This window comes from Polaromonas sp. P1_F1, assembly GCF_056405795.1.
In genome coordinates this window covers 1,028,692-1,053,871 of sequence record NZ_JBFUBJ010000001.1, presented here as the reverse complement: position 1 = coordinate 1,053,871, position 25,180 = coordinate 1,028,692, and the positions used below count along the sequence as shown (strand labels likewise).

The window sequence follows — 25,180 nt, the reverse complement described above, 5'->3', positions numbered from 1 at the left end:
CTTGCCATGACCACAACCTCACCCGCTTCGGAATTTCGCGCCGTTTTCAGCGTCACCCGCTGGCACGACGGTTTTTACAAGTTCCTGCAGAACATTTACCGCCTTTATCCTGAGGACCGGTTTCACACACTGATCAAGAACACCTCTGCCGAGCTTGACAACGATGAAGCCATTTACCGCAGGCTCCAGCGTGAGCTGCCGAAGATCAAGCCCTTCATGGCGGACCTGACCCTGGCGTTGCCGGCGCTCTTCAAGCAGAAGAAGGAGATGGCTGACCAGACCCAGCGGCTCCTGGGCGACAAAAAGCAGATTGACGGTTATGTCGAGATCGGCTCCACCGGCCGCTACATCAGCGAGCTGAAAAAGCGCATCAAGGTGACCGGCCCCGTCACCCTGGTGAATGATGTGGCGCCCACCAACTCGCCGGTGGACATCGCAGAGCGCGGCGGCCTGTTCAAGATCGGCGGCTTTGTGCCCATGAACGACTATGACCCGCTGCCAGCGAGCCTGCCCGATGCCAGCGTGGACCTGGTGACCTGCTACATCGGCCTGCACCACTGCCCGCTGGACAAGCTGGATGCCTTTGTGGCATCCATCGTGCGTGTGCTTAAGCCGGGCGGCATGTTCATCCTGCGCGACCATGACGTCACAACGCCCGAGATGTTCACGTTTGTCTCACTGGTGCACACCGTCTTCAATGCTGGTCTGAACGGCGCATGGGAAACCAATCAGCGAGAGCTGCGCTACTTCCGTCCCGTTGCCGAGTGGGTGGCTTACCTTGGCGAACGTGGACTGAAGGACAGCGGCAAGCGCGAGCTGCAGGCGCACGATCCCTCCGACAACGTGCTGCTGGCGTTCACAAAATCCGGCGAGGCTGCCGCGTGATGCGCTGGCTGCGCAATCTCACAGTTGCGGGCGCCTTCGCCGCGCTTGTCGGTATGGCGTCGGCCTCCGGCCCTGCGCCGGTGGCGGGGCCCGAGCATGTGCGCGGCGTCGAGCAGACGCTGCTGACTTATCCCGAATGGTTTCTGGTGTTCAGCCCCTATGAGTACGGTGAGTTCATAGGTACCAGTGCGCCCAGCCGCTTTCCTTTTTATGGCCACATCGGCCAGTTCTGGGAAAGCTACAAAGCCGTCTTTGACGAGACGCGCCGCCGCGGGCTCGACCTCAACCCCGGCTATCACCTGATGATCATGGTGATAGGCACCAGCACGACGGTGGAATATGCGCTCAAGTCGGCCTACGAGACGCTCGTCGGGCGGCTCGCCGAATCACTGGCCGGCCGCACCACGCCCGAGGACAGGCATGCGGCCAGCGTTGCACAGGACTATGTGCGGTTTATCCGCGTAGAGCCCTGGTACCTGTATGACTTCGACAAGGCGCTGGCAGGTCTTTGGCGCGATGTGCCTCTCATTGGGCCTGACATGGTCCGCAAGTGGGAACGCCGCTTTGCCCTCACGACCGAATACCTGGTCAAGGCGGGTTATGCCCGGCTGATCAAGCTGGGCACGCAGACGATCTACGATGCGCCTTTGCCGGTCACTGCCGTGGTGGCAAAGCCTGTGCCGCGGGCCGACACCGCGCTGCCGGAGCTGAAGGTGCTTTCGCCGACATCCGACGGTTCGGCCCTGGTCACCATCCCCCGCTACGAGGCATTCATGCGCTATGCCCAGGCGCTGGCGGTGCAAGGCGTCAATTTCAGCGAGATCGCAGGCAATGACTCATTCATCCTGGTCAGCGTGCTGGCGCCAGGCACCTGGGAACCCACCAGCCCCGCCACGCCACTGCTGAGGCAACCTATCATCACCCGGCCCGGCACCCAGCGGGTGGTGTTGACGGTGCCCGTCAAACACCTGGCCGAGTCGTTGCGCCAGTGGCAAGCCGGCAAGCTGCAGGTGGAGCACATTTTTGACTATTAAGCGGCGAGAGCAGAAGCCAGGGCGCACCTGGCTTTTTTATCCGTGGCGCGTACTCATGGCGCTGGTGGCCTGCCTGTTGCTGGTTGTGGCTTTTTCCTGGGCCCGCATGCTGTGGGTTGAGGACCACAGCCCGCGTGAGGCGGCACCCAGGGAAGGGCGCTGGCTGCATGCGCATGACGTGGACCTGTATGTGCAGGAATTCGGCGACCCGGCCGCGCCGCCCCTGGTACTGACCCACGGCACCGGCGCATGGAGCGGCACCTGGGACCAGAACGTAAAGGCCATGGCGGCCGCCGGCTATCGCGTCATTGCGGTGGACCTGCCGCCCTTCGGCTTCAGCACGCGGCCTGCTGCGCGCGACTACAGTCGCAACGCACAGGCGCGCCGCATCATCGGCTTGATTGATGCGCTGAAGCTCGGGCCCGTTACGCTGTTGGGCCACTCCTATGGCGGCGGGCCCGCGGCCGAAGCCGCCATGCTGCAACCCGACCGCGTGCGCCATCTCATCCTGGTCGACGCGGCAATCGGCCTGATGGAATATCCCGCACCAGCGAAAAGCGGCGGCGTGGCGGCGAGCCTCTTTGGCATTCGCCCGCTGCGCACCGCACTGATTGCCGCGGTGGGCACTCAGCCCTTGTTCAGCGAATTCTGGTTGCGCCAGTTCGTGGCTCGCAAGGAGGTCGTCACGCCTTCGCGCACGGCAATTTATCGGCAGCCTTTCGTGCTGGACGGCTTCACCGCCAGCCTGGGCGACTGGGCCGCGCAATTTGCCGGCGAGAGCGGCAAGTCCCTGAGCGAGAAACCTGAAGGTTTCCGCGAGCTGCCCATGCCGCTGACCTTGGTCTGGGGGCAAGAGGACACGATCACGCCGCTGTCCCAGGCCGAAACCCTGCAGCGCCTGGTCGCCGGATCAAGACTGCTGGTATTGCCTGGCGTCGGTCATATTCCGCAAATTGAGGATCCGGCCTTGTTCAATATGCGCATGACGGAGGCGCTAAGACATCCTTGAACCGGTTCCTTGAATAAGTATCAAAATTCGATACTCTTCGATCATTGTTGAGGATCTGTATCGTTATTCGCGTGATTTTGCAGCGTTGGCCCGCACAGTAGTGGCACCTCAACAACCGCAAGGTTTTTATGCAGACGCTGATACACCGTGACTCCAAACCCTGGCAGGTTCAGGTGTGGGCCTCGTTCGTGATTGCAGTTTTCCTTTGCGCTGTGGGCTTGTCTTGGCTGCCCGGCAAGGACCTGGACCGCGCTTTCATGATCATGGGGTATTTCTTCTGCCTGTCGGCCGCTTTCGTGCTGGCCAAGTATGTGCGTGACCAGGAGCAAAGCCGGGCCGAAGGCCGGCTGACGGACACCCCAATGTTCAAGCTGGTGGTGTGGGGTGGCTTCTTCCTGGCGATGTCGCTGACGGGTTGGGGTTTGTGGCGCATGGAGATCAATGAAACCTACAAGGCTTTCCTGGGCGTGAGCTGGCTCTACCTGATCACCTGCAGCTTTACCCTGGCCAAAACCCTGCGCGACCGGCACGAAGCCGACTTGAGCGAAGCCCGTATGGGCCGCGGGCCCCGCGGTCACGCGGCCAGCGAATAAGTAACAACACTTCTTCTGGAACGCATCATGAAAAAATCATTTGCTACATATTTAATAGCTGTTTGCGCAATATTGGCGGGCGCTACGGCATCTTTTAATGCGCAAGCCCAATCCGAGGCTTCCGCTCTCAGTGCCGTCTCGGCACTGCCGGTAGCCTCCGTCGTAGTCACGGCCAGCGCCGCGGTGGGTGCAGTCGTCGCTGTGCCTGTGGTTTTGTCTACGGCCGGTACGGTGCTGGTGGTCAAAACGGTGGAGAGCACGGCAAGGGGAACGGTGTACGTGCTGGAGCGCGGCTCCGACGGTGCCCGCGCCAGCATCGAGGTGGTCGGCCGGGGCGTTGCCGGTGTTTCCATGGTCGTCGGCACCGCCGTGGTGGTCAGTGTGGTAAGCGCCGGGGTGGTGCTGTCGGCGGCCGGAGAGGCCATTGCCTTTATTCCCAATGCACTAGGCCGCGCGCTGCTGCACAACGAGCGGTTGACCCAATAAGGCGGAGTACCCCATGAAAATCACTCGAGTCGTCCTGCCGTTGTTGCTGGCTGCTTTTTTCCTGGGCGCCGCCCCAACTGTCCATGCCGGGCGTTCCTGCGAAGCGCGCAAAACCACCCCTCAAACCGTTGAGCGCGGCATGACACTGGCCGAGAAGACGCTGGCATCGCTCAATGCCAGCGGCGAGAAGGTGGTGGTGCTGGCGCGGACAGGCCAAGACCTGGGCAAGTACGGTATTCGCTATTCGCATCTGGGCCTGGCCTATCAGCTGCCCGACGGTCAGGGCGGCATAACCTGGCGCGTGGTGCACAAGCTCAACACCTGCGGCACCGGCGACTCAGCGGTTTATCGCCAGGGACTGGGCGAGTTTTTCCTGGACGACCTGTGGCGTTACGAAGCTGCCTGGGTGGCGCCTGCGCCGGAAGTCCAGGCACGCCTCCTGGCGCTGCTGCAAGACCCGGGCCGGTTGACAGCCATGCACCACAAGCCTTACAGCATCGTGAGCTACGTGTGGGGCCGCAAGTACCAGCAGTCCAACCAATGGGCGATTGAAACCATGGCCGCCGCGATGGAACCCGGGGTGACCACGCGTGAGAAGGCTCAGGCCTGGCTGCAATTCAAGGGCTACGAGCCCACCACGCTGAAGCTGGGCCCTTTGACCCGCCTGGGCGGGCGCGTGACCGCGGCGAATATCGCGTTTGACGACCATCCCAACGACAAGCGGTTTTCTGACCGCATTGAGACCGTCACGGTGGATTCGGTGTTTGACTGGCTGCAACGCGCGCAAATGACTGTGCCCGGCAAGCCCGTGACCGTCATCAAACTGTGAAAACCTGTTTTCCAGAAAACGGAGATAACCATGGCCAACACTTTGCGATTGACAGAAAAATGGATGCACCGCGGCCTCTGGCTGGTGGCTTTGGTGTTTGCCGGTTTCCTGATCGGTTTGGGCGGCACGGTGGTCGGCGATTTGCCGAAAGTCGAGAAGCAGCTCTCGGTCGACGACTACATGGACGCCACAGCCAGCAATGCGCTACGCGGCGCCATCAAAACGGCAGAGCGGGCCGAGCGTGACGCGCAAATCTCGCTGGAGCAAGCCCAGCTTAAACGCCGGGCAGCCCAGGCGGATTCGGCCGCAGCGCGCGAAACCTTCGACAACTGGCTGTCCACGCGGCGCGCCACGCAGTTGGCTGAGCAGGATGCCGAACTGCTGTCGCGCACGCGGGCGCTGGACGGGTTGAAAGACCGTGAACGCGCGGCGGGCGTCGCCGTAGAAGCTCAGCAGCAGGCGGCACTGGATGCCCGGCAGGGTGCGACGCGCGAGCGCCGCAGGCTGGCGGAGATGGAAGAGGCTGCCCAGGTGCAACTCAACGCCGAATACCGGCGTGTGGAACTGCGCATCTTTCTGTACCGCCTGGCCCTGACTCTCCCGTTGCTGGTGGCGGCCGGCTGGCTGTTTGCGAAAAAGCGCAAGACGACTTACTGGCCCTTTGTGTGGGGTTTTATCTTCTTTGCTGTGTTTGCCTTCTTCGTCGAGCTGGTGCCTTACCTGCCTAGCTACGGTGGTTATGTTCGTTATATCGTGGGCATTGTCGTCACGGCGCTGGTGGGCCGGCAGGCCATTGTTTCGCTGAACCGATACCTGGAAAAGCAGAAGCTGATCGAGCAGCTGCCGAACATGCAACGCCGCGAGGAACTGAGCTACGACACGGCACTGACAAGGCTTTCCAAAGGCGTGTGCCCGGGCTGCGAGCGGGCTGTGGACCTGAAAAATCCGGAGATCGATTTTTGTCCGCACTGCGGCATCGGCCTGTTTGACCATTGTGCGAAGTGCTCCACGCGCAAGAGCGCGTTCGCCAGGTTCTGCCATTCCTGCGGTGCCAGCTAATGCGCTTTGACCCATCGCGCAGGAGGGCGCTATCGGCAATCGCGGGTGGTGCTGCGCTGACGCAACTGAATGCCGAGGCGAAATGCCCGGTCGATCCGTTGAGTGTGTGCAATGTCACGCATCTGAGCTCTGTGACGGTGGCGGGGATCGCGGAAATTCGTGGGATCGATGATGTCCGGCAGGCTTTAAAAAAATGGCAAGGCCGCGTGAGTGTCGGCGGCGGCAGATTCAGCATGGGTGGACAAACCGCAATTCAAGGCGGACTGCAACTGGATATGCGCTCCATGAATGCAGTGGTGAAATTCGACCCTGCCAAACGAACCGCCAGAATCCAGGCCGGTATGCGGTGGCGCGACTTGCAAACAATCATCGACCCGCAGGGGCTGGCGGTCCAGACCATGCAGAGCTACGCCAGTTTCACGGTGGGAGGTTCGGTGTCGGTGAATTGCCATGGGCGTTATGTGGGGCACGGGCCTGTGAGCCGTTCCGTCAGGGCCCTGCAGATCGTTTTGCCTGACGGTGAGGTGGTTGAAGCCAGCAGGCAAATCAATTCAGAACTTTTTCATGCCGCTATTGGCGGGTATGGAGGGATTGGCGTCGTCACGGAGATTGAACTTAATCTCGATGAAAACTTTCGCATAGAAAGATCAACGAATCGCATTTCCATTGAAGACTATCCGGGCTGGTTCCGCGAGAAGATCCAGTCTGACCCGAACGTGCTGTTGCACAACGCCGATTTATTCCCGGACCGGTTTGGCTATCCGCATTGCGTCACATGGTCACGCACCGACAAGCCCTTGACCATCCAGGAGCGGTTGACGCCGCCGGGCCGCCCCTACACGAAAGAGAAATTTTTTTTCTGGGCCATGACGGAGTTGCCTGGCGGAGCTTTGCTCCGGGGAAAAGCCGCTACTTCCATCGAAGATACCCCGGCCGTGGCGTGGCGCAATTATGAAGCCAGCCTTGATGTTGCGCAGCTGGAGCCAGCGAACCGGGATTTTTCCACTTATGTTTTGCAAGAGTATTTTGTTCCGGAGCGCCACTTCACAAGCTTCGCGCGAAAGATGGCAGACATCTTGCAAACGATTCCTACGGGAACGGTGAATGTTTCAATACGCCACTCGCCGCCTGATCATGCGGTACTGATGGCTTGGGCGCGGCAAGATGTATTTTCTTTCGTGATTTACTATAAGCAGGGCATGTCGGTCTATGCGCAGCGACACGCTGCGCAATGGACTCGCTCAATGATCGATCTGGCCTTGGCGCATGAAGGCACCTACTACCTGCCGTATCAGCTGCACGCGACAAAGGAACAATTTCTTCGTGCTTACCCTCAGGCGCCAAGGTTCAACAAGTTGCGTGAGCATATTGGCGCGTCGCGGTTCACGAATGCTTTGTGGTCGCAGTACCAGATCTGATATGAAGCCGTTCCCGAAAGGCCGACAGAAGCCGCAGGTTCCTCGACTCAGGCCATCGGCCGCCCAAAAAATGGGTAACCCGGGTCGTTGTAGCCGTGGCTGGACGCGTGGCCGGGCACGACCAGGTCATTGACAAAGATTTCGTCGTCCTTGTCCAGCACCAGTTCCACCGCACCATACACATCCTCCAGGTGCGGCAGGGTGCGCGGGCCGACGATGACCGAACTGATCAGTGGATTGGCCAGTACCCAGGCTGCGGCGAACTGGCCGGGCACTTGTCCCCGGGCTTCGCAGCGCGCCTTGATCTTCTGCGCAATGACCAGTGACTCTTTGCGGAATTCGGTCTCCAGGATGCGCTTGTCGCCGCTGCCCGCGCGTGTGCCTTCGGCCGGCGGCTGGCCGGGTGGGTACTTGCCGGTCAGCACGCCGCGTGCCAGCGGGCTGTAAGGCACCACTCCAATGCCGTAGTGGCCGCAGGCCGGCAGGATTTCAACCTCCGGGCCGCGGTTGAGCAGGTTGTAGTACGGCTGGCACACCACGGGCTGCGGCATGCCCAGCGCTTTGCACAGGTGCACCACCTCGGCGATGCGCCAACCCCTGAAGTTGGACAGACCAAAACTGCGAATCTTGCCCGTGCGAATCAGGTCGCCCAGCGTGCGCACCGCCTCCTCCAGGTTGGCGTCGTGGTAGTCACGGTGCAGGTAAAGAATGTCCAGGTAGTCGGTTTGCAGCCTGGACAGAATGGCCTCGGTTTCCTGCACCAGCCAACGGCGGGAGTAGTGGCCTTCGTTGACAGCCTCGCTGACAGGGTTGCCCAGCTTGCTGGCCAAGACCCAGTGGTTCCGCTGGCCCGCGAGAAGCTTGCCCAGGTCTTTTTCGGACTGCCCCTGGTTGTAGACATCGGCCGTGTCGATGAAGTTGAGCCCGTGCTCGCGCGCCGACGCCACGATGCGGCCTGCTTCTTCAAACGGCGTCTGCTTGCCGAACATCATGGTGCCCAGGCACAGGACGGAGACTTTGAGGTTGCTGTTTCCAAGGCGGCGGTATTGCATGGTCATCTTTGCAAAAAAAGTGGGCAGGATCGCCGATAGTGCCTGAGCCTGAATCTTTGCGCTGCACGTCGGCTATTTGGTGACTGCGGCCCCCGCCATGAAGATTTGCTGTCTACCTGTCGGTTTTCGATGAAGTATCTTCATTTGATGCTGATCGTACAAATCTAATGATCTTGTATCTTTAAACGAAACTTTTAAGGCATTCCGCTCCACACTGCCTCTACAAGCATGTGCTTGGGCCTTCGGGTTATTTATGAAGATCGATTCCTCCGTGTTCTCCCTGTCACGCCTGACGCGCCGCACGGCTTTGGCCGCTGCGGTGCTGGGTGCCACTGCCCTGACGGGCTGCTACGTCGTGCCGGTCCAGCCCGGCCATCCGCCGGTTTCCTCCACGGTGTATGTCACACCGGCCATGCCGGCAAGCACGACCTTTGCGGCGCGGCTGTACCCGGCGAACGACATCGCCCAGGCCTACGGCATGGTGGGCGCGGTGGTGACCAACGACATGAACGGGCGCGGCACCTTCACCACCAACATCAACGGTGAAAGCTTTAATGGGGAAGCTACGCGCATCGCGGGCTCTTCGACGCGCGAAGGGGTGGCCAACGGCTCCGGCAGCCGGGGCAGCTATATCAGCTGCCGCTACCAGATGAACTCGTCAACGATGGGGACGGGGCAGTGCAAGCTCTCCAACGGTGCGCAGTTCACGATGCACATCGGCGGTTGAATCAACTGAAGTGGCCGTCGCCATAACTACCAACAGCGGCGCCGGCTACTGCTGCATCTGCTCGACGGCGACGATCTGGGGCGCTGCCTTGAGGTGCCCCACATACCGCAGCGGCTTGTGAATCATGATGGAGGGCACATCGCCCTCCCGCATGTGCAGCAGGTCGCCGGGGTTGATCAGCCGGGGGTCGGCGTCGGTCAGCGGCAGGCCGGCGCTGCGGTAGGCCTCCAGGATGAACTGCGAACAGAAGAACTGGTCATTGCGTCCCAGTCCCAGCTGCACGGCTGCGATGCCGCGAATACAGAAGTCGCGCACCATCGAAGGCACCAGCGGCAGCTCGCACATGCGGCGCTCCAGCGCGAAAGGCGCCTGCAGCATCACGCCGACATAGTTGTATTTCTTGCCTTCATGGCTGGCCGCGAAGGTGTTGATCTTGATGGCCTGTTCGGCGGTAAGGTCGGGATGGCGAAACGCCACCACTGTCGCCTCATCATTGAGTAGCGCGTCCATGCTGCGCACGCGGATACCCGAGCCCACGGCTTCAGCGATCTGCCGGTTGCCCATATATATCGCAGCATGGCTGACCGGCGATAGCGTGATCAGGCGAATACCCACCGAGTTGATGCCGTTTTCAGCGGTGAGGATGATGTCGCCCGGCAGCAGGACGTCGGGCCTGATCAGCTCTCCACCATTGCCCGGGTTCAGAGCCATGTTCTGAAAACCCAGCATAGGCGCACCCGTCTCCGCATGCGGCTTGATGGCCGTGGCGCAGCCGCCAAGCGCAAGGAGCAAGCTGCCCAGGACAGTCACCAGGGATAGCAGTCGGGCCATCGTGGCCTGCGGTGAGGTTTTCGGCATGCGCAGGGCTCCAGTCAAATACGGGTTTGGAATGAACAGAACAATCAGCGGACGCTCAGGGCGCGGCGCGCTCGACCAGGTATTCTCGGGCGTACCAGAAGGTTTCGGGCGACTTGAACGCGCCCAGCGTGCCTTCTTTTTCGTCCTGCCGTGAGCGCAGGTCCCAGCGCTGGTCGATGATGCGGCAACCGTCGCAGGGCTTTTGCCCGGCACGGCGCTGCACCAGGGCGTAGCGCGTGTTCTTGAACAGGGCATTCACGTCCTCGTAGTCCACCGGCTGCGCGGCAAAGTAGGGAACGATTTTGGCGCCCGGAATGATGAACTCGTAGCGCTCAAAGTGCCCGTTGAAGTTGCTCGGCACCGACACGGACTGGCCTTTGAGCAATGCATCAGTATCGGGGCGGAAATGGCCCATGTCGCCGTTGAAGGGCAGGGTCACCCATGCGAGCGCAATGAGTACGGCGAAGCTGCTCATCGCAGCGATCGGGCGCGTCAGCTCGCGCCTGACCATGCCCGCAATACACGCCACGGCCAGAACCCCTATAAAGAGCCAGTAGAGCGGTGAGTACAGCCAGGAATCCTGTGTGGCCCGCACACCGCCAAAGCCGATCAGTCCCATGGCCAGCGCGCCGCCCAGGCAGATCAGCAAGGTCAGGCTGAACCAGATGCGCGAGATGCGCTCCCAGTACAACGCGATCAGTACGGCCAGCGCGGGCATGGCGGGGATCAGGTAGCGGGTGGAGCGCTGGGTGGGCACCATGAACACCAGCGCAAAGGCCAGCATCCAGAACCACATGGCTTTTTCTGCATCGCTGATGGTCTTGCCAGTGCCCTTGCGCTGCCGCCAGGCGCGCCACGCCGCCACAAAGCAGCCCACGGCAACGGGTAGCAGGAAAAGGGCGTTGGAGAAGTAACCCGTCAATATCGTCAACACGCCGCTGCTGCCGCTGAACGCGATGGCGAAGTAGCCCTTGGACGAATTCATCTTGCCGGCGTTTTCGCCGACGACAAACTCGCGCCAGACTTCTCCTGGTTGCGGGTCAATGGCAAACCACAATCCGAAGATTGCGAGTGCCAGCACGCAGATGGCTGTGACCTTGATACCGTCGGTGATGATCCCGGCCCGGGAAATTTCCCAAGGAGCTTTCTGAGCACCCAGCACCTGGTAGCACAGGGCCAGGCCGAACCCGACCGGCACCACCATGACAAACGATTTGTAGAGGCAGCCTATGCCGATGGCCAGGCCGGCGAGCAATGGAAATTTCCAGCGCGAGGCCAGCAACTTTGCCGGCGCCCAGGCAACGGCAAACAACACCCCAAACAGCCAGAAAGTTTCGGGTGCGCTGGTGAGGTAAGGCCTGCCATAGCGGTAGGTGCTGAAGAACGACAGGTACACGATGGCCGCGATGGCGCCCATCGTCAGGGCATGGCGGCTGCTATCGGTTGAAGCGGCCTGGCTGACCGGCTCTTCAGCGACAGTGCCGGTGGATGTGGCCGTGTTGCGAACGATCTTCCAGGTCAGCAGCCCGACCATGAGCGAAATTGCCCACGTATAGACCACGCTCGGCAGGCGCAGGTTGAGCAGCGTCCAGTGCCCGCCCCATCCGCCGGCGACCATCGCCTGCCAGAACAGCACGGGCGGCTTGGTGTTGCGCATGAAATCGTAGGAGCTGACCAGTGGCAGCCACTTGCCGGTCGCGGCCGTCAGCCGGGCGATATGGGCATAGACCAGCTCGTCGCCGTTGCGCGGAATGTGGTCACCGGCAAGGCCAAACAGGTAAGCCAGCGCGACCAGTAGCGCCAGCGTTATCCAGATGCGGTGGGCCGGGATACGATTTTTCAGGGACTCAGGGCTTGTCATGGGTATCGGTGGAGGGCGGCGCAGCGCCGTCGGCGTCAGGGGCCACGATTTTCGCGCGCCGGCGGCGAAATGTCATGCGGTCATTGGCCACAAAGTTACACACGCTGGACAAGGCAATCGCCAGCACGTTGGCCAGGATGTAGTGCATGTACAGCGCCAGCCATTTGGTCAGCAGTGACTGCAGCACGATGGCCAGGCCGGCCGCCATCACGTACTTTGAAAACAGGAAAAGTGCCGAGTGGTGCACTTCATGCTTGCGGTCGCGCCAGGTCAGCCGCCGGTTCCAGTAAAAGTTGCTGATGGTGGCGATCGTGATGGCCAGCGCAATGGAGTAGTTCAGCCGGGAATGGAAGTCGGCAATGTGGCTGAACAGGAATTCCTGGGCAACATACAGCACGGCGACATTCACCACCGTGCCGCTGGCGCCCACCACGCCGAACTTGATGAAGCGCCAGCGCACCATGGGTTGCAGGCGCTCAGGCAGGCGGCTGATGACAGCCTCTGCTATGGATCGGAGTGTTGTCATCGGAATGGGGTCAGGGCGTTGCCAGGCACTCGCGCGCCTTGGCCAGTACGGTTTCGGGCGCAATGACCTTCAGGCACTGGTTGTCGCCGTCGCAATACGACGAGCGGTGGTTGTAGGCAGTGAGGCAAGGCGAACACGGCCACTGGCTGTAAAAGGAATGGCACTGCGGTGTGAGCGGCGCATACAGGCCCGGTGTCTCGGGGCCAAACAGCATCAGTGTCCAGATGGGCGTGAGCGCCGCGAACTGCCCAGGCCCACCGTCGTTGGTGACCAGCAGGCGTGCCACATGAAAGAGCGCCAGCAGTTCGGAAATGGATCGCGTATAGCCGGTCAGGTCAATCACGGGGCTGCCGGGGAAGGCCGCCTGCACGTTGGCTACCAGTTGCTGCGCCAGCGCCTGGTCGTCTTTCAGGCCAATCACGGCCACGGCGCAGCCGTCGGCCACCAGCCCTTCGCACAACGCGGTGTAGGAAGCCAATGGCCAGGCACGGATCGGCAGGATGCCCCCGCCCGGGTAGACCAGCACCAGGGGCTTGCCGGCAATCGCGGGAAAGTCCTGCGCCAATCGCGCATGGATGCCTGGCACCAGCGCCGCATCCAGCTGTATGTGCGGCGGTGGTTTTCCGATGCCTGCCGCGGCCAGATTCGCGGGCAGTTTGGATTTCGGAACGGCGGTGGAATCAATCGCGCGCGCCAATGTCAGAAACTGCGCGCTGATGTGCTGGTAAGGGTTGTAGGGAACGGGCCGGTTGATGTGCGAGCCGCGGTACAGGCCTTCCTGCGTGTGGCGGTGAAAGCCCACGCGGATGCGCGCGCCGCTGGCATACGACAGCAGGCTGCTGATGCGCGAGAACAGCTCGCAGTCAATCGCCACGTCAACATTCGCGCGCCGCAGCTCGCCAATAGCCTTCCACAGGCTGGACAGCAGGCCGCCCAGCGACTTGTCATCCACCGTGTGCACGTTGGCCGGGTCCACCACCTGCATGAGGTCGAGGATTTCGCGGTTCTTGCCAAAGAGCAGGGCGTGCAGCGGTGCGTCGGGGTAGCGCTGCTTCAGGCGCGTGAACATGTCGTGGGCCAGCACCAGGCTACCCATCTCCGACAGCAAAATCACCACGATGGCGCGCGGCGCGGGGTCGGCGCCGGAGCGGAATTGCCGCATCACGGCATCGACGCCCGATACCGCAGCACACAGCGGTATGCCGACCCAGCGGTCAATCCAGCGTTGCAGGTTGATGTTCATCAGACGCCCCGCTGCCTGTCAGCGTGGAACTGCGCGGTGAATTCGCCAAAACGGCCGGCGTCCAGTGCGTCGCGGACTTCCTGCATCAGATTCAGGTAGTAATGCAGGTTATGGATGCTCGACAGCATGGGGCCCAGCATTTCGCCGCAGCGGTCCAGGTGGTGCATGTAGGCGCGCGAGAAATTCTTGCAGGTGTAGCAGCTGCAGGTGGCATCAACGGGTTGGTCTTCCGTCTTGTAGCGCGCATTGCGGATCTTCAGGTCGCCAAAGCGCGTGAACATGTGGCCGTTGCGCGCATTGCGCGTCGGCATCACGCAGTCAAACATATCAACACCGGCTGCCACGCCTTCGACCAGATCTTCGGGTGTGCCCACACCCATCAGGTAGCGCGGCTTGTTCGTCGGCAGGCGATGCGGCGTGTGCGCCATGATGCGCTGCATTTCTTCCTTGGGCTCACCCACGCTCACGCCGCCAATCGCATAGCCGGGCAATTCCAGCTCGACGAGGGCATCAAGTGATTCCTGGCGCAGGTTCTCAAACATGCCGCCTTGCACGATGCCGAAGAGCGCGTTGGGATTTTCAAGCTTCTTGAACTCGGCAATGCAACGGCTGGCCCAGCGCAGGCTCAGCTCCATCGAGCTGCGCGCTTCGCCTTCGGTGGTGATATGGCCCTTGGTGTCGTAGGGCGTGCACTCGTCGAACTGCATCACGATGTCGCTGTTGAGCACGGTCTGGATCTGCATCGAGATCTCGGGCGTCAAAAAGAGCTTGTCGCCGTTGACGGGCGAGGCGAACTTCACACCTTCTTCCGAAATCTTGCGCATCTCGCCCAGCGACCAGACCTGGAAACCGCCGCTGTCGGTGAGGATGGGCTTGTTCCAGCTTTCAAACTTGTGCAGGCCGCCGAACTGCTGCATCACGTCGAGGCCTGGGCGCATCCAGAGGTGAAAGGTGTTGCCCAGGATGATTTGCGCGCCCATGTCGTGCAGTGACTGCGGCATCACGCCTTTGACCGTGCCATAGGTGCCGACGGGCATGAAGATGGGGGTTTGCACCACACCGTGGTTGAGCGTCAGTTTGCCGCGCCGGGCGTAGGAACCGAGGTAGGCGCCGGCGCCTTCGCCAGCCGGAGCATCGGTCTTCAGAACTTCAAATTCGAGCATCTTGGGATTGTCGCAGGTGTACGCGGGGAGATTCAGGCACCCTCAGGTGTTCCCCAGAGGGGTTTTACGGGTCAGCAGCATGGCATCGCCATAGCTGAAAAAGCGGTATCGCCCGGCAATCGCATGCCGGTACAGCGCCATGATGTGTTCGTAGCCTGAAAACGCGCTGACCAGCATCATCAGCGTGCTTTTGGGCAGGTGAAAGTTGGTCAGCAGCAGGTCTACCACGGCAAATTCAAAGCCCGGGGTGATGAAGATGTTGGTGTCGTTGCAGTCGGGACCGAATTTGGCGTGCGACTCCAGCGCCCGCACGGTGGTGGTGCCCACGGCCACCACGCGGCCGCCACGCGCCTTGCAGGCGGCGATGGCCTGTTGCGTCGCTACGGGAATCTCAAAACGTTCGAAATGCATGGTGTGGTCGGCAATGTTTTCGGCCTTGACGGGCTGGAAAGTGCCGGCACCCACATGCAGCGTCACGCTGGCGCGCCGGATGCCACGCGCTTCGAGCTGCGCCAATATGGCTTCATCGAAATGCAGTGCCGCGGTGGGCGCGGCCACGGCGCCCGGGTTTTTGGCAAACACCGTCTGGTAGCGCTGCTCGTCGTCCGCGGAGTCGGTATGGGTAATGTAGGGCGGCAGCGGTACGTGGCCATACTGCGCCATCAGGGCGTAGGGATCGCTGCTCAGGCGGAAGCGGTAAAGTGGCCCGCTTTCCTCGGGCCAGCGGCCCAGCAGCGTGGCGGTGAAGCCACCGTCCATTTGCAGCACCGCGCCCGGCAGGGGCTTTTTGCTGACCTTCATGTGGGCGGCGACTTCATGGCCGGCATCCGCGTGGGGCGACAGCACGCGTTCGATCAGCAGTTCCAGTTTGCCGCCGCTGGCTTTCTGGCCGAAGAGCCGGGCTTTGACGACTTTGGTGTCGTTGAACACCAGCAGGTCGCCCGGCAGCAGCAGGCCGGGGAGTTCGGTGAACCGTCGGTCCACTGGCAGGTCTTCACGCCCGTCAAGCAGGCGCGAGCCGCTGCGCTGGGCGGCAGGGTGTTGGGCGATGAGTTCTTCGGGCAGCGTGAAATCAAAATCGCTGAGGGTGAAATGGGTGCTCATGAAGGCACAATTGTCCCATGTCGCCTCCTGGTGCCTCCGTCCGAAAAACTGTCCCGCCTGAGGCCGCGGCCGGGAACACGGCCGCGCCTCAGGCCAAGGCTGAAAAAGCCTCGCCCAAATCACCCGCGCAAAAAGCGCTCGAGAAGCTGGGCCTGCGCCGCGACATCGATCTGGCCTTGCACCTGCCCCTGCGCTACGAGGATGAAACCCGCATCGTGCGGCTGGCGGACGCGCGCGACGGCGATCTGGTGCAAATCGAAGGCCAGGTGACGCACAGCGAGATCGCCTTTCGCCCGCGCCGGCAGCTGCGGGTGACGGTAGACGACGGCAGCGACACCTGCGTGCTGCGCTTCATCAATTTTTACCCGGCCCACCAGAAAACGCTGAGCACAGGCGCCCATGTTCGGGTGCGGGGTGAAATCCGCGGCGGCTTTCTCAGCCGTGAAATGATCCACCCCAGCTTCAGGCTGGCCGGCGGCGAGCTGCCCGGCGCGCTGACGCCGGTGTATCCCACCGTGGCCGGACTGCCGCAAACCTACCTGCGCAAAGCCGTGCTCAGCGGCCTGGCGCGGGCTGATCTCCGCGAGACCTTTCCGCCTGAAGTTTTAGGTGAAAACAGGCTGCAGCCCTTATGGGGCCTGCGCGAGGCGCTACAGTTTTTGCATCACCCCACGCCAGATGTCTCGCTGGCCACACTGGAAGACCGCAGCCATCCGGCCTGGCAGCGGCTCAAGGCCGAAGAGCTGCTGGCCCAGCAGCTGTCGCAGCTGCAGGCCCGGCGCATACGCGCAGCCATGCGCGCACCTTCGCTGGCGGGCCCACCCGTGCGCGGCACGCAGTGCACGCTGCATGACCAATTGCTGGAGCGCCTGCCTTTCCGGCTGACCGCCGCGCAGCAGCGCGTGTGCAACGAGATTGAGGCGGACCTGAAAAAAAGCATCCCCATGCACCGCCTGTTACAGGGCGACGTGGGCGCCGGCAAAACGGTGGTGGCGGCACTGGCCGCGGCACGCTGCATCGACGCGGGCTGGCAATGTGCGCTGATGGCGCCTACGGAAATCCTGGCCGAGCAGCATTTCAGCAAACTGATCGGCTGGCTGGAGCCGCTGGGCATCAAGACCGCCTGGCTGACCGGCAGCCAGAAAACAAAAGAGCGGCGCGAGATGCTGGCGTTGATTGAGAGCGGGGAGGCCGGCCTGGTCATAGGCACGCACGCTGTGATCCAGGACAAGGTGAAGTTCAAAAACCTGGCGCTCGCCATCATCGACGAGCAGCACCGCTTTGGCGTGGCGCAGCGGCTGGCCCTGCGCAGCAAAATGACTGAAGGTGGGCAGGAACCCCATCTTTTGATGATGACTGCTACACCGATTCCGCGCACGCTGGCGATGAGTTATTACGCCGACCTTGACGTCTCCACCATCGACGAGCTGCCGCCCGGCCGCACGCCCATCGTGACCAAGGTGGTGAGCGACGCACGGCGTGATGAAGTGATCACGCGCATACGCGGGCAGCTGGCGGAAGGGCGGCAGATTTACTGGGTCTGCCCACTGATCGAGGAAAGCGAGTCCATCGACCTGGTCAATGCCACGCAAACGCATGAAGCATTGAGTGCAGCCTTGCCCGGTGTCGCTGTAGGACTGCTGCACTCTCGCATGCCGGTTGCAGAAAAGAAGGCCGTCATGAGCCAGTTCACCGCCGGGAAAATGGGCGTGCTGGTGAGTACGACGGTGATCGAGGTGGGCGTTGACGTGCCCAATGCTTCGCTGATGGTGATCGAGCATGCCGAGCGCTTCGGCCTGAGCCAGTTGCACCAGTTACGCGGTCGGGTCGGGCGCGGCGCGGCTGCGTCGGCCTGCGTGCTGTTGTATTCGACCGGCGAAGCGTCCCGGCTCGGCGAGATGGCGCGCGAACGCCTCAAAGCCATGGCGCAAACCAATGATGGCTTCGAAATCGCCCGGCGCGACCTGGAAATCCGCGGGCCCGGCGAATTCCTGGGGGCGCGGCAGTCGGGGGCGCCGCTGCTGCGGTTTGCCGACCTCGAGACCGATGCCGCGCTGCTGGCCTGGGCACGCGAGCGGGCGCCGCTGATGCTGGACCGGCATACGGAACTGGCTCACCGGCACATCCTGCGCTGGCTGGGTGGCAAAGCCGATTACCTGAAGGCCTAAGCAACATCCGGCGATGCAGCGATTGAGAAAAGCAGCACAATAAGCCCATGACGCTGACCGAACTCAAATACATCGTCGCTGTTGCCCGGGAAAAGCATTTCGGCAAGGGCGCCGACGCCTGTCACGTCTCGCAGCCCACACTCAGCGTGGCCATCAAGAAGCTGGAGGAAGAGCTGCAGGTCAAGCTTTTTGAGCGTAACGCCAACGAAATCACCGTGACGCCTCTGGGCGAAGAAATCGTGCGCCAGGCCCAGAGCGTGCTGGAGCAAGCCGACAACATCCGTGAAATTGCCAAGCGCGGCAAAGACCCGCTGGCCGGTGCGCTGCGGCTGGGCGTGATCTACACGATTGGCCCCTACCTGTTGCCTGACCTGGTGCGCCAGGCGATTGCGCATACGCCGCAGATGCCGCTGATGCTGCAGGAAAACTTCACCGTCAAGTTGCTGGAAGAGTTGCGTACCGGTGAAATTGACTGCGCCATCCTGGCCGAGCCCTTTCCCGACACCAACCTGGCCATTGCGCCGCTGTATGACGAGCCTTTCATGGCGGCGGTGCCCAGCGCCCATGCGCTGGCGTCACGCAAGAGCGTGACGGCTGAGGAGCTCAAGAAGGAAACCATGCTGCTGCTGGGGACCGGCCATTGCTTTCGCGACCACGTGCTCGAGGTTTGCCCCGAATTTGCACGCTTTTCCAGCAGCGCCGAAGGCATCAGCAAAAGCTTTGAAGGTTCGTCGCTGGAAACCATCAAGCATATGGTGGCGGCGGGCATGGGCATCACGCTGGTTCCCCGCCTGGGCGTGCCCAAGGAGGCGCTGGCCGAGCAGGCCGCAACTGCCAGGAAACCCGCCAAGGGGAAAACGGCCGCAAGCCGCAGCAAGGTGGCAGCAGAGCAACCCTCGTTCATCAAATACCTGCCCTTCGCAGGCGATGTGCCGAGCCGGCGCGTGGTGCTGGCGTGGCGCCGCAGCTTTACCCGGTACGAAGCGATCGCTGCGCTGCGCAATGCCATTTATGCGTGCGAGCTGCCCGGCGTCAATCGCCTGTCGTGAACGCCGTCTATGGCCGGCATTGAGCCCGGCTGTTGCAGCCCCTTCCCTGATTTCGTAAAGTTGTCCCAGAATCTTTAAAAAGGAAACACCATGGCCAAAACATCGACCAAGCCCGCAGGAAAACCCGCACCCTCCATCAATATCGGCATCAATGAAAAAGACCGCGCAGCGATCGCCAAGGGCCTGAGCCGCCTGCTGGCCGACACCTACACGTTGTACTTGACCACACATAACTTCCACTGGAACGTGACGGGGCCGATGTTCAACACGCTGCACCTGATGTTCATGACGCAGTACACCGAATTGTGGGCAGCCGTCGATCCGGTGGCGGAGCGTATCCGCTCCCTGGGCCATCCCGCGCCGGGCTCCTACGCCCAGTTCAGCAAGCTGGCATCGATTCCCGATGTGCCTTTGGTGCCGCCCAAGGCGCTGGAAATGGTGCGCATCCTGGTGCAGGGCCATGAGGCCGTCGCACGCACGGCGCGCGAATTGTTTCCACTGGCCGACAAGGCCAGCGACGAGCCGACGGCCGACTTGCTGACGCAGCGCCTGACAGTGCACGAGCAGACCGCCTGGATGCTGCGCTCCTTGCTCGAAGAGTAAGGTGCCGCCTGGCTTGTTGAAACAAAAACTCGACTTCTATTTGCAGTTGATCCGCTGGAATCGCCCGGCGGGCTGGTTGCTGCTGCTGTGGCCCACCCTGTCGGCGCTCTGGGTGGCTTCGCACGGCTTTCCGGGCTGGCACCTTGTGGTCGTGTTCAGCTTGGGCACTTTCCTCATGCGCAGTGCCGGCTGCTGTGTCAACGATGTGGCCGACCGTGATTTTGACCGGCATGTCAAACGCACGGCGCAGCGGCCCGTGACCAGCGGCGCCCTTTCTGTCAGAGAGGCCCTGATTCTCGGCGCCGTGCTGGCTTTGCTGGCTTTCGGGCTGGTACTCACCACCAATGTCGTCACCATTGCCTGGTCATTCGCCGCGCTGGCGGTCACGCTGGTCTATCCGTATGCCAAGCGTTATGTCTCCATGCCGCAGGCGGTGCTGGGGGTCGCTTTCAGCTTTGGCATTCCGATGGCGTTTGCCGCCGTGCAGTCGCGCGTTCCGCTGCTGGCCTGGGTACTGTTGCTGGGCAACCTGTTCTGGGTGATTGCCTACGACACGGAATACGCCATGGTCGACCGTGACGACGACTTGAAGATCGGCATGAAAACGTCGGCCATCACGCTGGGGCGGTTCGATGTGGCGGGTGTCATGCTCAGTTACCTGATTTTTCTGTTAATTTGGGCTGTAACCCTTATGGATATTGCGCAAGAAGCTATTTATTTAATAGCAATTGCGGTGGCGCTCGGGCAGGCGCTGTGGCACGGCTGGCTGATCCGCAAGCGCGAGCGCGATGACTGTTTCAAGGCGTTTCGGCTCAACCATTGGCTGGGCTTTACGGTATTTGCGGGAATTGCGCTGTCGTACCTGGGCCGTTGAGCCTGCGCCGAAACAGACGGCCAAAAAAAAGCCCGCATCTGCGGGCTTTTTCAATTCCTGACGCCAGATCAAGGGCTCAGCGGAACTTCATCCGCGAATTACACCGATTTTTTGGCTTTTGCCTTGGCCTTGTGCTTGACCTTGTGTTTGGCTTTTGCCTTGGCTTTTGTGGGCGCGGCGGCTTTTTCGGCAGGTGCGGCGGCAGGGGCTGCTGCGGGTGCGGCGGCCTGGGCCGCTGCTGGCGTGGAGATCACGGCCAGGGGCATGGCGAGGACGGCTGCGCTGATGAGGGTGGACAGTAATTTGTTCATGGGGAAGCTCCGGATGTTGGAAAAGTTATGGTGCGGGTGTTGCCGGGTGAACTGTCCACGAAGGACCAGGGCAGCCGTGACAGACGCTCTTCTTCAACGTCTTCCCTCGCAAGGCGGTTGACTTGCCCGGCCGCGGTCATCCGCAAATCCCATGGCCACGTGCCGCCACGGCAGAAGAATCATATTGCTATTAATTCAAGGGCTTAAGAGGCAAAGTTCATCACCAGAAGACACCTGCGGGTCAACCGCGGCAACAATGAGTTTGCCCGGGGTTCAGTTCACGTCAACGGTATCGAGAGCTTCTGGCGCTATGCCAAGCGACGTCTGGTGCAGTTCAGCGGTGCACACAGGCATACCTTCTACCTGCACTTGAAGGAAACCGGGTTCAGGTCGAACCAACGCCACCGCAGCCTGTACAAGTCGCTGCTATCCTTGCCGGGAAACAATCCTCTTTAACGGGATTTTTGCTTCTTAAGCCCCTGATTGATGGCGATCGGTGCGCTTTCACGCTCGGTTGAGCCGCCAGAGCCTGGGGATTTGCCCGCTCGTCAGAATTCGCCGCCAGCCAGAAGTCCCCAGCCCCCGGCATCGCCAGATAGCTCAAAATACCCTCCATGACCTTCGATGCAGCCAACCCCCCCCGTTTCTGGTCCGACCTGAAAAGCCCTGACTTTTCGCGCCTGGATCTGGCCCGCTGTATTGCGGTGCTGCCGGTGGCCGCGGTGGAGCAGCACGGCCCGCACCTGCCGCTTAATGTGGATGCGACGTTGGTGGAAGGTGTGATTGCAGCCGCCTTGCCGCATTTACCCCCAACGCAGCCGGTGCTGTTTTTGCCCACGCAGGCGGTGGGCTTTAGCCCCGAGCACGATCGCTTTGCCGGCACGCTCACGCTAAAAGCCGAGACCGTGATCCGGCTCTGGACCGAGCTGGCCGAATCCGTTGCGCAAACGGGTGTCAAGAAATTGGTGCTGCTCAATTCGCACGGCGGCCAGGTGGGCCTGCTGGACGTGGTGGCGCGCGACCTGCGGGCCCGACTGGGCATGCTGGTCTACAGTGTGAACTGGTTCAACCTGCCGCTCACAGGTGAGGATGGCAAGTCCGTGAATGATTTGTTCAGTGCCGAAGAGCACCGCTTCGGCATCCACGCCGGCGAGATCGAAACCTCCATGATGCTGGCGCTCAAGCCGGATCAGGTCGACATGGCCAAGGCTCAGAACTTTCATTCCACTTCACAGGACAGGGCTGCGAAGTTCAGCATCCTGGGTGACGGCCGCAGCGCCAAGCTGGCCTGGCAGATGCAGGACTACAACCCGCAAGGCGCGGTGGGTAACGCAGCCGCTGCCACGGCCGACAAAGGCCGTGCCTTGCTGGGTGCCGCGGGCCGCAGCCTGGCGCGGCTGCTGGTGGAGATCGACCAGTTGCCGGCCGATACGCTGAGCGATAGAACCGCGTTCTAGGCTTTTGCAAGCAGGCATTTAGCGCAGGATCACGGTCTGGCGCTTCCACGCGGCGTCCTGCGAGCGGGCAAAGGCCGCCAGCGTTCCCGGGTCACCGGCCTGTTTCTCGGCCGTCAAGCTGTCCATGCGCGCCACCTCGAAACTGCGGCGCAGGCGCCCGGCAATGCGGGTCTCGCGGGCCAGCAGCATGTGAGGCGTACCGCGCACCCAGCCGGCAAATTCCACATAGCCCAACTCGGGGCCATTGCTGGCGGGCGGCAGCACCTCAATCGTCCATTGCCCGGATCTTTTGCGAAACACCCACAGCTCGCGCCAGGTGTCCAGCGGCTGCACCGCGAGCGCCAGGGCCTGGCCATCCGGGTGGGCGCTGGCGGACGCGGTCCACACGATGCCGTAGGTGCAGCGCCTGGCCACGGCCTCCTTGCCGGGTTTGCCGTCGGCCTTGTTTTCGTACAGCGCCACGCAGGTTTCGCCGGCCTGGCCCGTCTCGGTGGCTACCGTCAGTTTGGCGAAGCGGGGAAGCGCGGTTTCAGCGCCCCATCGCGAAGCGCCCACGCGAATCGCTGCGTCGTTGTAGTCCTGCCTGTCGTTGTCTGTCAGCTCCAGCTTGTTCACCGCCGCGAGTTCCGCCAGGGCGCGCTGGGCGGCTGCCGTGGGCGCTTCAGTCCGGCGCGCCTGCTCAAACGCCAGACTGGCGTGCACGCCGGCACGGCGCAGGCGCAAACGGTTTTTGCTGACTTCAGACAACTGGGCGAACTGGGCGGCGCTGACCTTGTCCAGCACTTCGGCGCGCCACTGGTCTTGCGTGAAGCGGTCCTGCGGGTGCAGATCGGGGCTCATGCAATCGGGGCGGGTCACAGCCAGTGCGGCGCGCGCGCGCTGTTCGGCGTCGGATGGCAGCGCCAGCACGCGGCGAAAGGCTTCGCCGTTGTAGCAAAGCTGCATGCTTCCGTTCTGCTCATAACCCTTGAAGTTCACGCCATAAAAGGTGGCCACTTCCATGTGCGCAGAGATCACGTCACTCGTGGCCTTGCCGTGCTTCATGGAGGCGCGACGCGCCAGGCGTTCGGCCATGGTGCCCAACGCATCAAAGGCTTCCGCGCCTATGGCGTCTGCCGGCGCGGCCTTGAGGTAAGCGGCCGTGTACGCAATGCCCAGGGCTTCAGCGCCCGGGCTTTCGCGGAGGAAGCGCACCACCGAGAGCAGCTGCGGCGCTTCCTCGGGCTGCAGCGAGACCGTGCGCACCTGGCTCACGTGGATGAAGCCTGCGCGTTCGCGCCTGTGGTCGTAGACCTGCAGGTAATCCATGCGCTGGCCGCGGATCTCGAGCGCGTCGCCTTGCCACAGGGCCGCCTGCTGTGCGGCCGAATCACGCGGCGCGGCGCGCAGGGTGGCCTGGTCCTGCGTCACGATGGCCAGGGTCAGAAGTGCGGTGGTGATCATTATTCGGCCTCTTCTTTGTCGTCGTGGTCTTGCGTGCCGGCGCCGCGCGGCGCTTGCGCCACGGTGCGGCCGGCTTTGGGCGCGCCGCCCAGCAGGCCCGCGCCCACAAAGCCGCCGCTGGTGGAGGGCGGGGCGATGATCACGGTGATCTTGTCGCTGAGTTTGTCGGCCATGGTCTTCTGGATCAGCAGCGGGTGGCGCGTGATCAGCACCCCTTCGCGCGCCATCTGCTCGCTGTTGATCTTGCCCACGCGGTCCAGCCGGTAGGCTTCGGCATCCGCCAGTTTCTGGCGCGAATCGGCTTCACCCGATGCCTCGATGCGCCGCGCCTGGGCGCTACCTTCGGCCGTGCGGATGCGCGACTGCTTGTCGGCTTCGGCTTCAAGTTGACGCTGCTCGATCTGCTTTTGCTTGAAGGGCAGGACATGTTTCATGGCTTCTTCCTGCGCTTTGGCTGCAATTACCTGTTCGCTGGCGGCGGCCTGCGCATTGGTTTCACGGCGTATTTTTTCGGCCATCGCGTCCAGCTCGGTTTCTTTCACGCGCTTTTCCTTCAGGGCCAACGTGTAGCGCATCTTTTCCGTGGCCAGCTCTTCGGCCAGCAGCTTGTCCATGCCCTGGCGGTAGTCCGCGGGCAGGTCCACTTTGCCCATTTGCACCGTGCGCAGCAGGATGCCGTCGGCCGCAAGCTTGGGTTTGAGTTCGGCTTCGATAAGCTGCTGGATTTCGGCACGCTTGCTCGAGAAAATTTCCCGCACGGTGTAGCGCGTGAAGGTCTTGTAGATCACGCCTTGCACGGCGGGCTGCACGATCTGGCCCGCGATGTCGTCGGGCAGGTTTTTCGACAGTGCGTTCACCTTGGTGGGATCCAGTGCATAACGCACCGTGATGTCCACTCCCAGCGACATGCCTTCAATCGACTGGAAGGGCGAGGGGCCGTCGGCCCGGCTGCTGCCTTCAGGGCGGTAGACCTGGTCGCGCAGCGAGAAAGTGCGCATCTCATGCAGAGCTGGCAGCAGCAGCAAGGAACCTTCGCGGAATTCGTCGACGCTGCCGGTCAGCTGGTTGGTGCGAATCGCCACGTCGCCGCGCGCCACCGACTCCATGGGAGGGTGCACCCACAGCAGGTAGCCGACCGCGCCCGCCGCGGCGGTGGCGATCATCAGGCCGCTGGCGCTGGCGGCGCGCTGCACCCCTGTGGCAGCGATACGGCGGGTGCCGCGCACCCCCCTGGAAAAGATGGCGCGGATGCGCAGGGAAATACGGCTAAGGCGTGGGTTCATGATGGGCTCCTCCGGTTGGTTTGGCGAGAGGCGCGGGTTGCGCTTTCTCTGGCCTCCATTGTTCGAATCGGGCCCGGAGCATTCAATGCGCCTGCGCGGTGTCTTTGCACGGTTTGGCGGCGGCAACCCTCCGCCAACGGAAGAA

General features: G+C 62.2%; 24 protein-coding genes and 1 pseudogene. 15 read left to right on the top strand and 10 right to left on the bottom strand.

The genetic code is table 11. From position 1 onward, the window contains the following. Nucleotides 1-6 precede the first annotated feature (6 nt). From AC1DZE_RS05070 to AC1DZE_RS05035, 8 genes are all read left to right on the top strand, one after another. Nucleotides 7-885, top strand: coding sequence for a methyltransferase domain-containing protein (locus AC1DZE_RS05070; protein WP_477668723.1), 879 nt, complete (start codon nucleotides 7-9; stop codon nucleotides 883-885). Then, nucleotides 882-1,919 carry a hypothetical protein gene (locus AC1DZE_RS05065; RefSeq protein WP_477668722.1) on the top strand — a complete coding sequence of 346 codons (1,038 nt, stop codon included), beginning with the start codon at nucleotides 882-884 and terminating at the stop codon, nucleotides 1,917-1,919. Before AC1DZE_RS05070 ends, AC1DZE_RS05065 begins: the two co-directional genes overlap by 4 nt. 55 nt (nucleotides 1,920-1,974) lie before the next feature. Then, the gene (locus AC1DZE_RS05060) at nucleotides 1,975-2,928 is read left to right on the top strand and encodes an alpha/beta fold hydrolase (RefSeq protein WP_477668721.1); all 954 of its coding nucleotides are present in this window, start codon (nucleotides 1,975-1,977) and stop codon (nucleotides 2,926-2,928) included. Between the two features lie 128 nt (nucleotides 2,929-3,056). Next, nucleotides 3,057-3,521 (top strand): YiaA/YiaB family inner membrane protein, encoded by a 465-nt coding sequence (locus AC1DZE_RS05055; protein WP_477668720.1) that lies wholly within the window; start codon nucleotides 3,057-3,059, stop codon nucleotides 3,519-3,521. A gap of 27 nt (nucleotides 3,522-3,548) precedes the next feature. Further along, nucleotides 3,549-4,007, top strand: coding sequence for a hypothetical protein (locus AC1DZE_RS05050; RefSeq protein WP_477668719.1), 459 nt, complete (start codon nucleotides 3,549-3,551; stop codon nucleotides 4,005-4,007). Between the two features lie 13 nt (nucleotides 4,008-4,020). Then, on the top strand, nucleotides 4,021-4,836 hold the full coding sequence (locus tag AC1DZE_RS05045) for a DUF2145 domain-containing protein (protein ID WP_477668718.1): 816 nt from the start codon (nucleotides 4,021-4,023) through the stop codon (nucleotides 4,834-4,836). 30 nt (nucleotides 4,837-4,866) lie between these two features. Beyond that, nucleotides 4,867-5,895 (top strand): serine endopeptidase, encoded by a 1,029-nt coding sequence (locus tag AC1DZE_RS05040; protein WP_477668717.1) that lies wholly within the window; start codon nucleotides 4,867-4,869, stop codon nucleotides 5,893-5,895. Further along, nucleotides 5,895-7,313, top strand: a complete 1,419-nt coding sequence (locus tag AC1DZE_RS05035; protein WP_477699844.1) for an FAD-binding oxidoreductase — start codon at nucleotides 5,895-5,897, stop codon at nucleotides 7,311-7,313. Before AC1DZE_RS05040 ends, AC1DZE_RS05035 begins: the two co-directional genes overlap by 1 nt. A 47-nt stretch (nucleotides 7,314-7,360) precedes the next feature. On the opposite strand, the gene AC1DZE_RS05030 is transcribed toward AC1DZE_RS05035, so the two are convergent. Continuing rightward, entirely contained in the window at nucleotides 7,361-8,365 is a 1,005-nt protein-coding gene (locus AC1DZE_RS05030; RefSeq protein WP_477699843.1) for an aldo/keto reductase, read from the bottom strand. Between the two features lie 253 nt (nucleotides 8,366-8,618). On the opposite strand from AC1DZE_RS05030, the gene AC1DZE_RS05025 reads away from it, so the two are divergent. Beyond that, on the top strand, nucleotides 8,619-9,092 hold the full coding sequence (locus tag AC1DZE_RS05025; RefSeq protein ID WP_477668714.1) for a hypothetical protein: 474 nt from the start codon (nucleotides 8,619-8,621) through the stop codon (nucleotides 9,090-9,092). Between the two features lie 45 nt (nucleotides 9,093-9,137). Here AC1DZE_RS05025 and AC1DZE_RS05020 read toward each other — a convergent pair whose 3' ends face one another. Genes AC1DZE_RS05020 through queA form a run of 6 tightly spaced genes read right to left on the bottom strand, consistent with a single transcriptional unit; the run spans nucleotide 9,138 to nucleotide 15,847 of the window. Further along, nucleotides 9,138-9,950 carry a YiiX/YebB-like N1pC/P60 family cysteine hydrolase gene (locus AC1DZE_RS05020; protein WP_477668713.1) on the bottom strand — a complete coding sequence of 271 codons (813 nt, stop codon included), beginning with the start codon at nucleotides 9,948-9,950 and terminating at the stop codon, nucleotides 9,138-9,140. Nucleotides 9,951-10,005: 55 nt separating this feature from the next. After that, nucleotides 10,006-11,811, bottom strand: coding sequence for an ArnT family glycosyltransferase (locus tag AC1DZE_RS05015; RefSeq protein ID WP_477668712.1), 1,806 nt, complete (start codon nucleotides 11,809-11,811; stop codon nucleotides 10,006-10,008). Then, entirely contained in the window at nucleotides 11,798-12,337 is a 540-nt protein-coding gene (locus AC1DZE_RS05010) for a GtrA family protein (protein ID WP_477668711.1), read from the bottom strand. Before AC1DZE_RS05010 ends, AC1DZE_RS05015 begins: the two co-directional genes overlap by 14 nt. Before the next feature lie 10 nt (nucleotides 12,338-12,347). After that, the gene (locus AC1DZE_RS05005; protein ID WP_477672513.1) at nucleotides 12,348-13,580 is read right to left on the bottom strand and encodes a glycosyltransferase family 9 protein; all 1,233 of its coding nucleotides are present in this window, start codon (nucleotides 13,578-13,580) and stop codon (nucleotides 12,348-12,350) included. Next, nucleotides 13,580-14,743 carry a tRNA guanosine(34) transglycosylase Tgt gene (gene tgt, locus AC1DZE_RS05000; protein WP_477668709.1) on the bottom strand — a complete coding sequence of 388 codons (1,164 nt, stop codon included), beginning with the start codon at nucleotides 14,741-14,743 and terminating at the stop codon, nucleotides 13,580-13,582. Before tgt ends, AC1DZE_RS05005 begins: the two co-directional genes overlap by 1 nt. 42 nt (nucleotides 14,744-14,785) lie before the next feature. Beyond that, on the bottom strand, nucleotides 14,786-15,847 hold the full coding sequence (queA, locus tag AC1DZE_RS04995) for a tRNA preQ1(34) S-adenosylmethionine ribosyltransferase-isomerase QueA (RefSeq protein ID WP_477699842.1): 1,062 nt from the start codon (nucleotides 15,845-15,847) through the stop codon (nucleotides 14,786-14,788). Between the two features lie 17 nt (nucleotides 15,848-15,864). Between queA and recG the strand changes: the two genes are divergently transcribed. The 4 genes from recG to ubiA all read left to right on the top strand — a co-directional run bounded on the left by recG (nucleotide 15,865) and on the right by ubiA (nucleotide 20,541). Further along, complete coding sequence (recG, locus tag AC1DZE_RS04990) at nucleotides 15,865-18,015, top strand: ATP-dependent DNA helicase RecG (protein ID WP_477668707.1); 2,151 nt, start codon at nucleotides 15,865-15,867, stop codon at nucleotides 18,013-18,015. 47 nt (nucleotides 18,016-18,062) lie between these two features. Beyond that, nucleotides 18,063-19,064: a hydrogen peroxide-inducible genes activator gene (locus tag AC1DZE_RS04985; protein ID WP_477668706.1), complete on the top strand. Its 1,002-nt coding sequence runs from the start codon at nucleotides 18,063-18,065 to the stop codon at nucleotides 19,062-19,064. A gap of 90 nt (nucleotides 19,065-19,154) precedes the next feature. Next, nucleotides 19,155-19,667 carry a Dps family protein gene (locus tag AC1DZE_RS04980; protein WP_477668705.1) on the top strand — a complete coding sequence of 171 codons (513 nt, stop codon included), beginning with the start codon at nucleotides 19,155-19,157 and terminating at the stop codon, nucleotides 19,665-19,667. A 13-nt stretch (nucleotides 19,668-19,680) separates the two neighbouring features. Then, nucleotides 19,681-20,541 (top strand): 4-hydroxybenzoate octaprenyltransferase, encoded by an 861-nt coding sequence (gene ubiA / locus AC1DZE_RS04975; RefSeq protein WP_477672141.1) that lies wholly within the window; start codon nucleotides 19,681-19,683, stop codon nucleotides 20,539-20,541. Between the two features lie 98 nt (nucleotides 20,542-20,639). Here ubiA and AC1DZE_RS04970 read toward each other — a convergent pair whose 3' ends face one another. Further along, nucleotides 20,640-20,852 (bottom strand): hypothetical protein, encoded by a 213-nt coding sequence (locus tag AC1DZE_RS04970; RefSeq protein WP_477666459.1) that lies wholly within the window; start codon nucleotides 20,850-20,852, stop codon nucleotides 20,640-20,642. A gap of 228 nt (nucleotides 20,853-21,080) precedes the next feature. On the opposite strand from AC1DZE_RS04970, the pseudogene AC1DZE_RS04965 reads away from it, so the two are divergent. Next, nucleotides 21,081-21,308 (top strand): annotated as a pseudogene (locus AC1DZE_RS04965) (IS1595 family transposase); the annotation flags it as partial. 158 nt (nucleotides 21,309-21,466) lie between these two features. After that, entirely contained in the window at nucleotides 21,467-22,309 is an 843-nt protein-coding gene (locus AC1DZE_RS04960) for a creatininase family protein (protein WP_477672140.1), read from the top strand. A gap of 18 nt (nucleotides 22,310-22,327) precedes the next feature. Here the strand turns inward: AC1DZE_RS04960 and AC1DZE_RS04955 are convergent, their stop codons facing one another. After that, nucleotides 22,328-23,752, bottom strand: coding sequence for a hypothetical protein (locus AC1DZE_RS04955; protein ID WP_477672139.1), 1,425 nt, complete (start codon nucleotides 23,750-23,752; stop codon nucleotides 22,328-22,330). Beyond that, nucleotides 23,752-25,035, bottom strand: coding sequence for an SPFH domain-containing protein (locus AC1DZE_RS04950; protein ID WP_477668701.1), 1,284 nt, complete (start codon nucleotides 25,033-25,035; stop codon nucleotides 23,752-23,754). Before AC1DZE_RS04950 ends, AC1DZE_RS04955 begins: the two co-directional genes overlap by 1 nt. Nucleotides 25,036-25,180 lie beyond the last annotated feature (145 nt).

Bases quoted from the DNA above. Each gene is read 5' to 3' on its own strand.
- AC1DZE_RS05055 (WP_477668720.1), top strand. From the start codon at position 3,057: ATGCAGACGCTGATACACCGTGACTCCAAACCCTGGCAGGTTCAGGTG.
- AC1DZE_RS05020 (WP_477668713.1), bottom strand. From the start codon at position 9,950: ATGCCGAAAACCTCACCGCAGGCCACGATGGCCCGACTGCTATCCCTG.
- AC1DZE_RS05050 (WP_477668719.1), top strand. From the start codon at position 3,549: ATGAAAAAATCATTTGCTACATATTTAATAGCTGTTTGCGCAATATTG.
- AC1DZE_RS05040 (WP_477668717.1), top strand. From the start codon at position 4,867: ATGGCCAACACTTTGCGATTGACAGAAAAATGGATGCACCGCGGCCTC.
- AC1DZE_RS05005 (WP_477672513.1), bottom strand. From the start codon at position 13,580: ATGAACATCAACCTGCAACGCTGGATTGACCGCTGGGTCGGCATACCG.
- AC1DZE_RS05060 (WP_477668721.1), top strand. From the start codon at position 1,975: ATGGCGCTGGTGGCCTGCCTGTTGCTGGTTGTGGCTTTTTCCTGGGCC.
- AC1DZE_RS04970 (WP_477666459.1), bottom strand. From the start codon at position 20,852: ATGAACAAATTACTGTCCACCCTCATCAGCGCAGCCGTCCTCGCCATG.
- AC1DZE_RS05030 (WP_477699843.1), bottom strand. From the start codon at position 8,365: ATGCAATACCGCCGCCTTGGAAACAGCAACCTCAAAGTCTCCGTCCTG.
- AC1DZE_RS04955 (WP_477672139.1), bottom strand. From the start codon at position 23,752: ATGATCACCACCGCACTTCTGACCCTGGCCATCGTGACGCAGGACCAG.
- AC1DZE_RS05015 (WP_477668712.1), bottom strand. From the start codon at position 11,811: ATGACAAGCCCTGAGTCCCTGAAAAATCGTATCCCGGCCCACCGCATC.
- AC1DZE_RS05045 (WP_477668718.1), top strand. From the start codon at position 4,021: ATGAAAATCACTCGAGTCGTCCTGCCGTTGTTGCTGGCTGCTTTTTTC.
- recG (WP_477668707.1), top strand. From the start codon at position 15,865: ATGTCGCCTCCTGGTGCCTCCGTCCGAAAAACTGTCCCGCCTGAGGCC.
- AC1DZE_RS04980 (WP_477668705.1), top strand. From the start codon at position 19,155: ATGGCCAAAACATCGACCAAGCCCGCAGGAAAACCCGCACCCTCCATC.
- queA (WP_477699842.1), bottom strand. From the start codon at position 15,847: ATGAGCACCCATTTCACCCTCAGCGATTTTGATTTCACGCTGCCCGAA.
- AC1DZE_RS04950 (WP_477668701.1), bottom strand. From the start codon at position 25,035: ATGAACCCACGCCTTAGCCGTATTTCCCTGCGCATCCGCGCCATCTTT.
- AC1DZE_RS04960 (WP_477672140.1), top strand. From the start codon at position 21,467: ATGACCTTCGATGCAGCCAACCCCCCCCGTTTCTGGTCCGACCTGAAA.
- AC1DZE_RS05025 (WP_477668714.1), top strand. From the start codon at position 8,619: ATGAAGATCGATTCCTCCGTGTTCTCCCTGTCACGCCTGACGCGCCGC.
- AC1DZE_RS04985 (WP_477668706.1), top strand. From the start codon at position 18,063: ATGACGCTGACCGAACTCAAATACATCGTCGCTGTTGCCCGGGAAAAG.
- AC1DZE_RS05010 (WP_477668711.1), bottom strand. From the start codon at position 12,337: ATGACAACACTCCGATCCATAGCAGAGGCTGTCATCAGCCGCCTGCCT.
- AC1DZE_RS05035 (WP_477699844.1), top strand. From the start codon at position 5,895: ATGCGCTTTGACCCATCGCGCAGGAGGGCGCTATCGGCAATCGCGGGT.
- tgt (WP_477668709.1), bottom strand. From the start codon at position 14,743: ATGCTCGAATTTGAAGTTCTGAAGACCGATGCTCCGGCTGGCGAAGGC.
- AC1DZE_RS05070 (WP_477668723.1), top strand. From the start codon at position 7: ATGACCACAACCTCACCCGCTTCGGAATTTCGCGCCGTTTTCAGCGTC.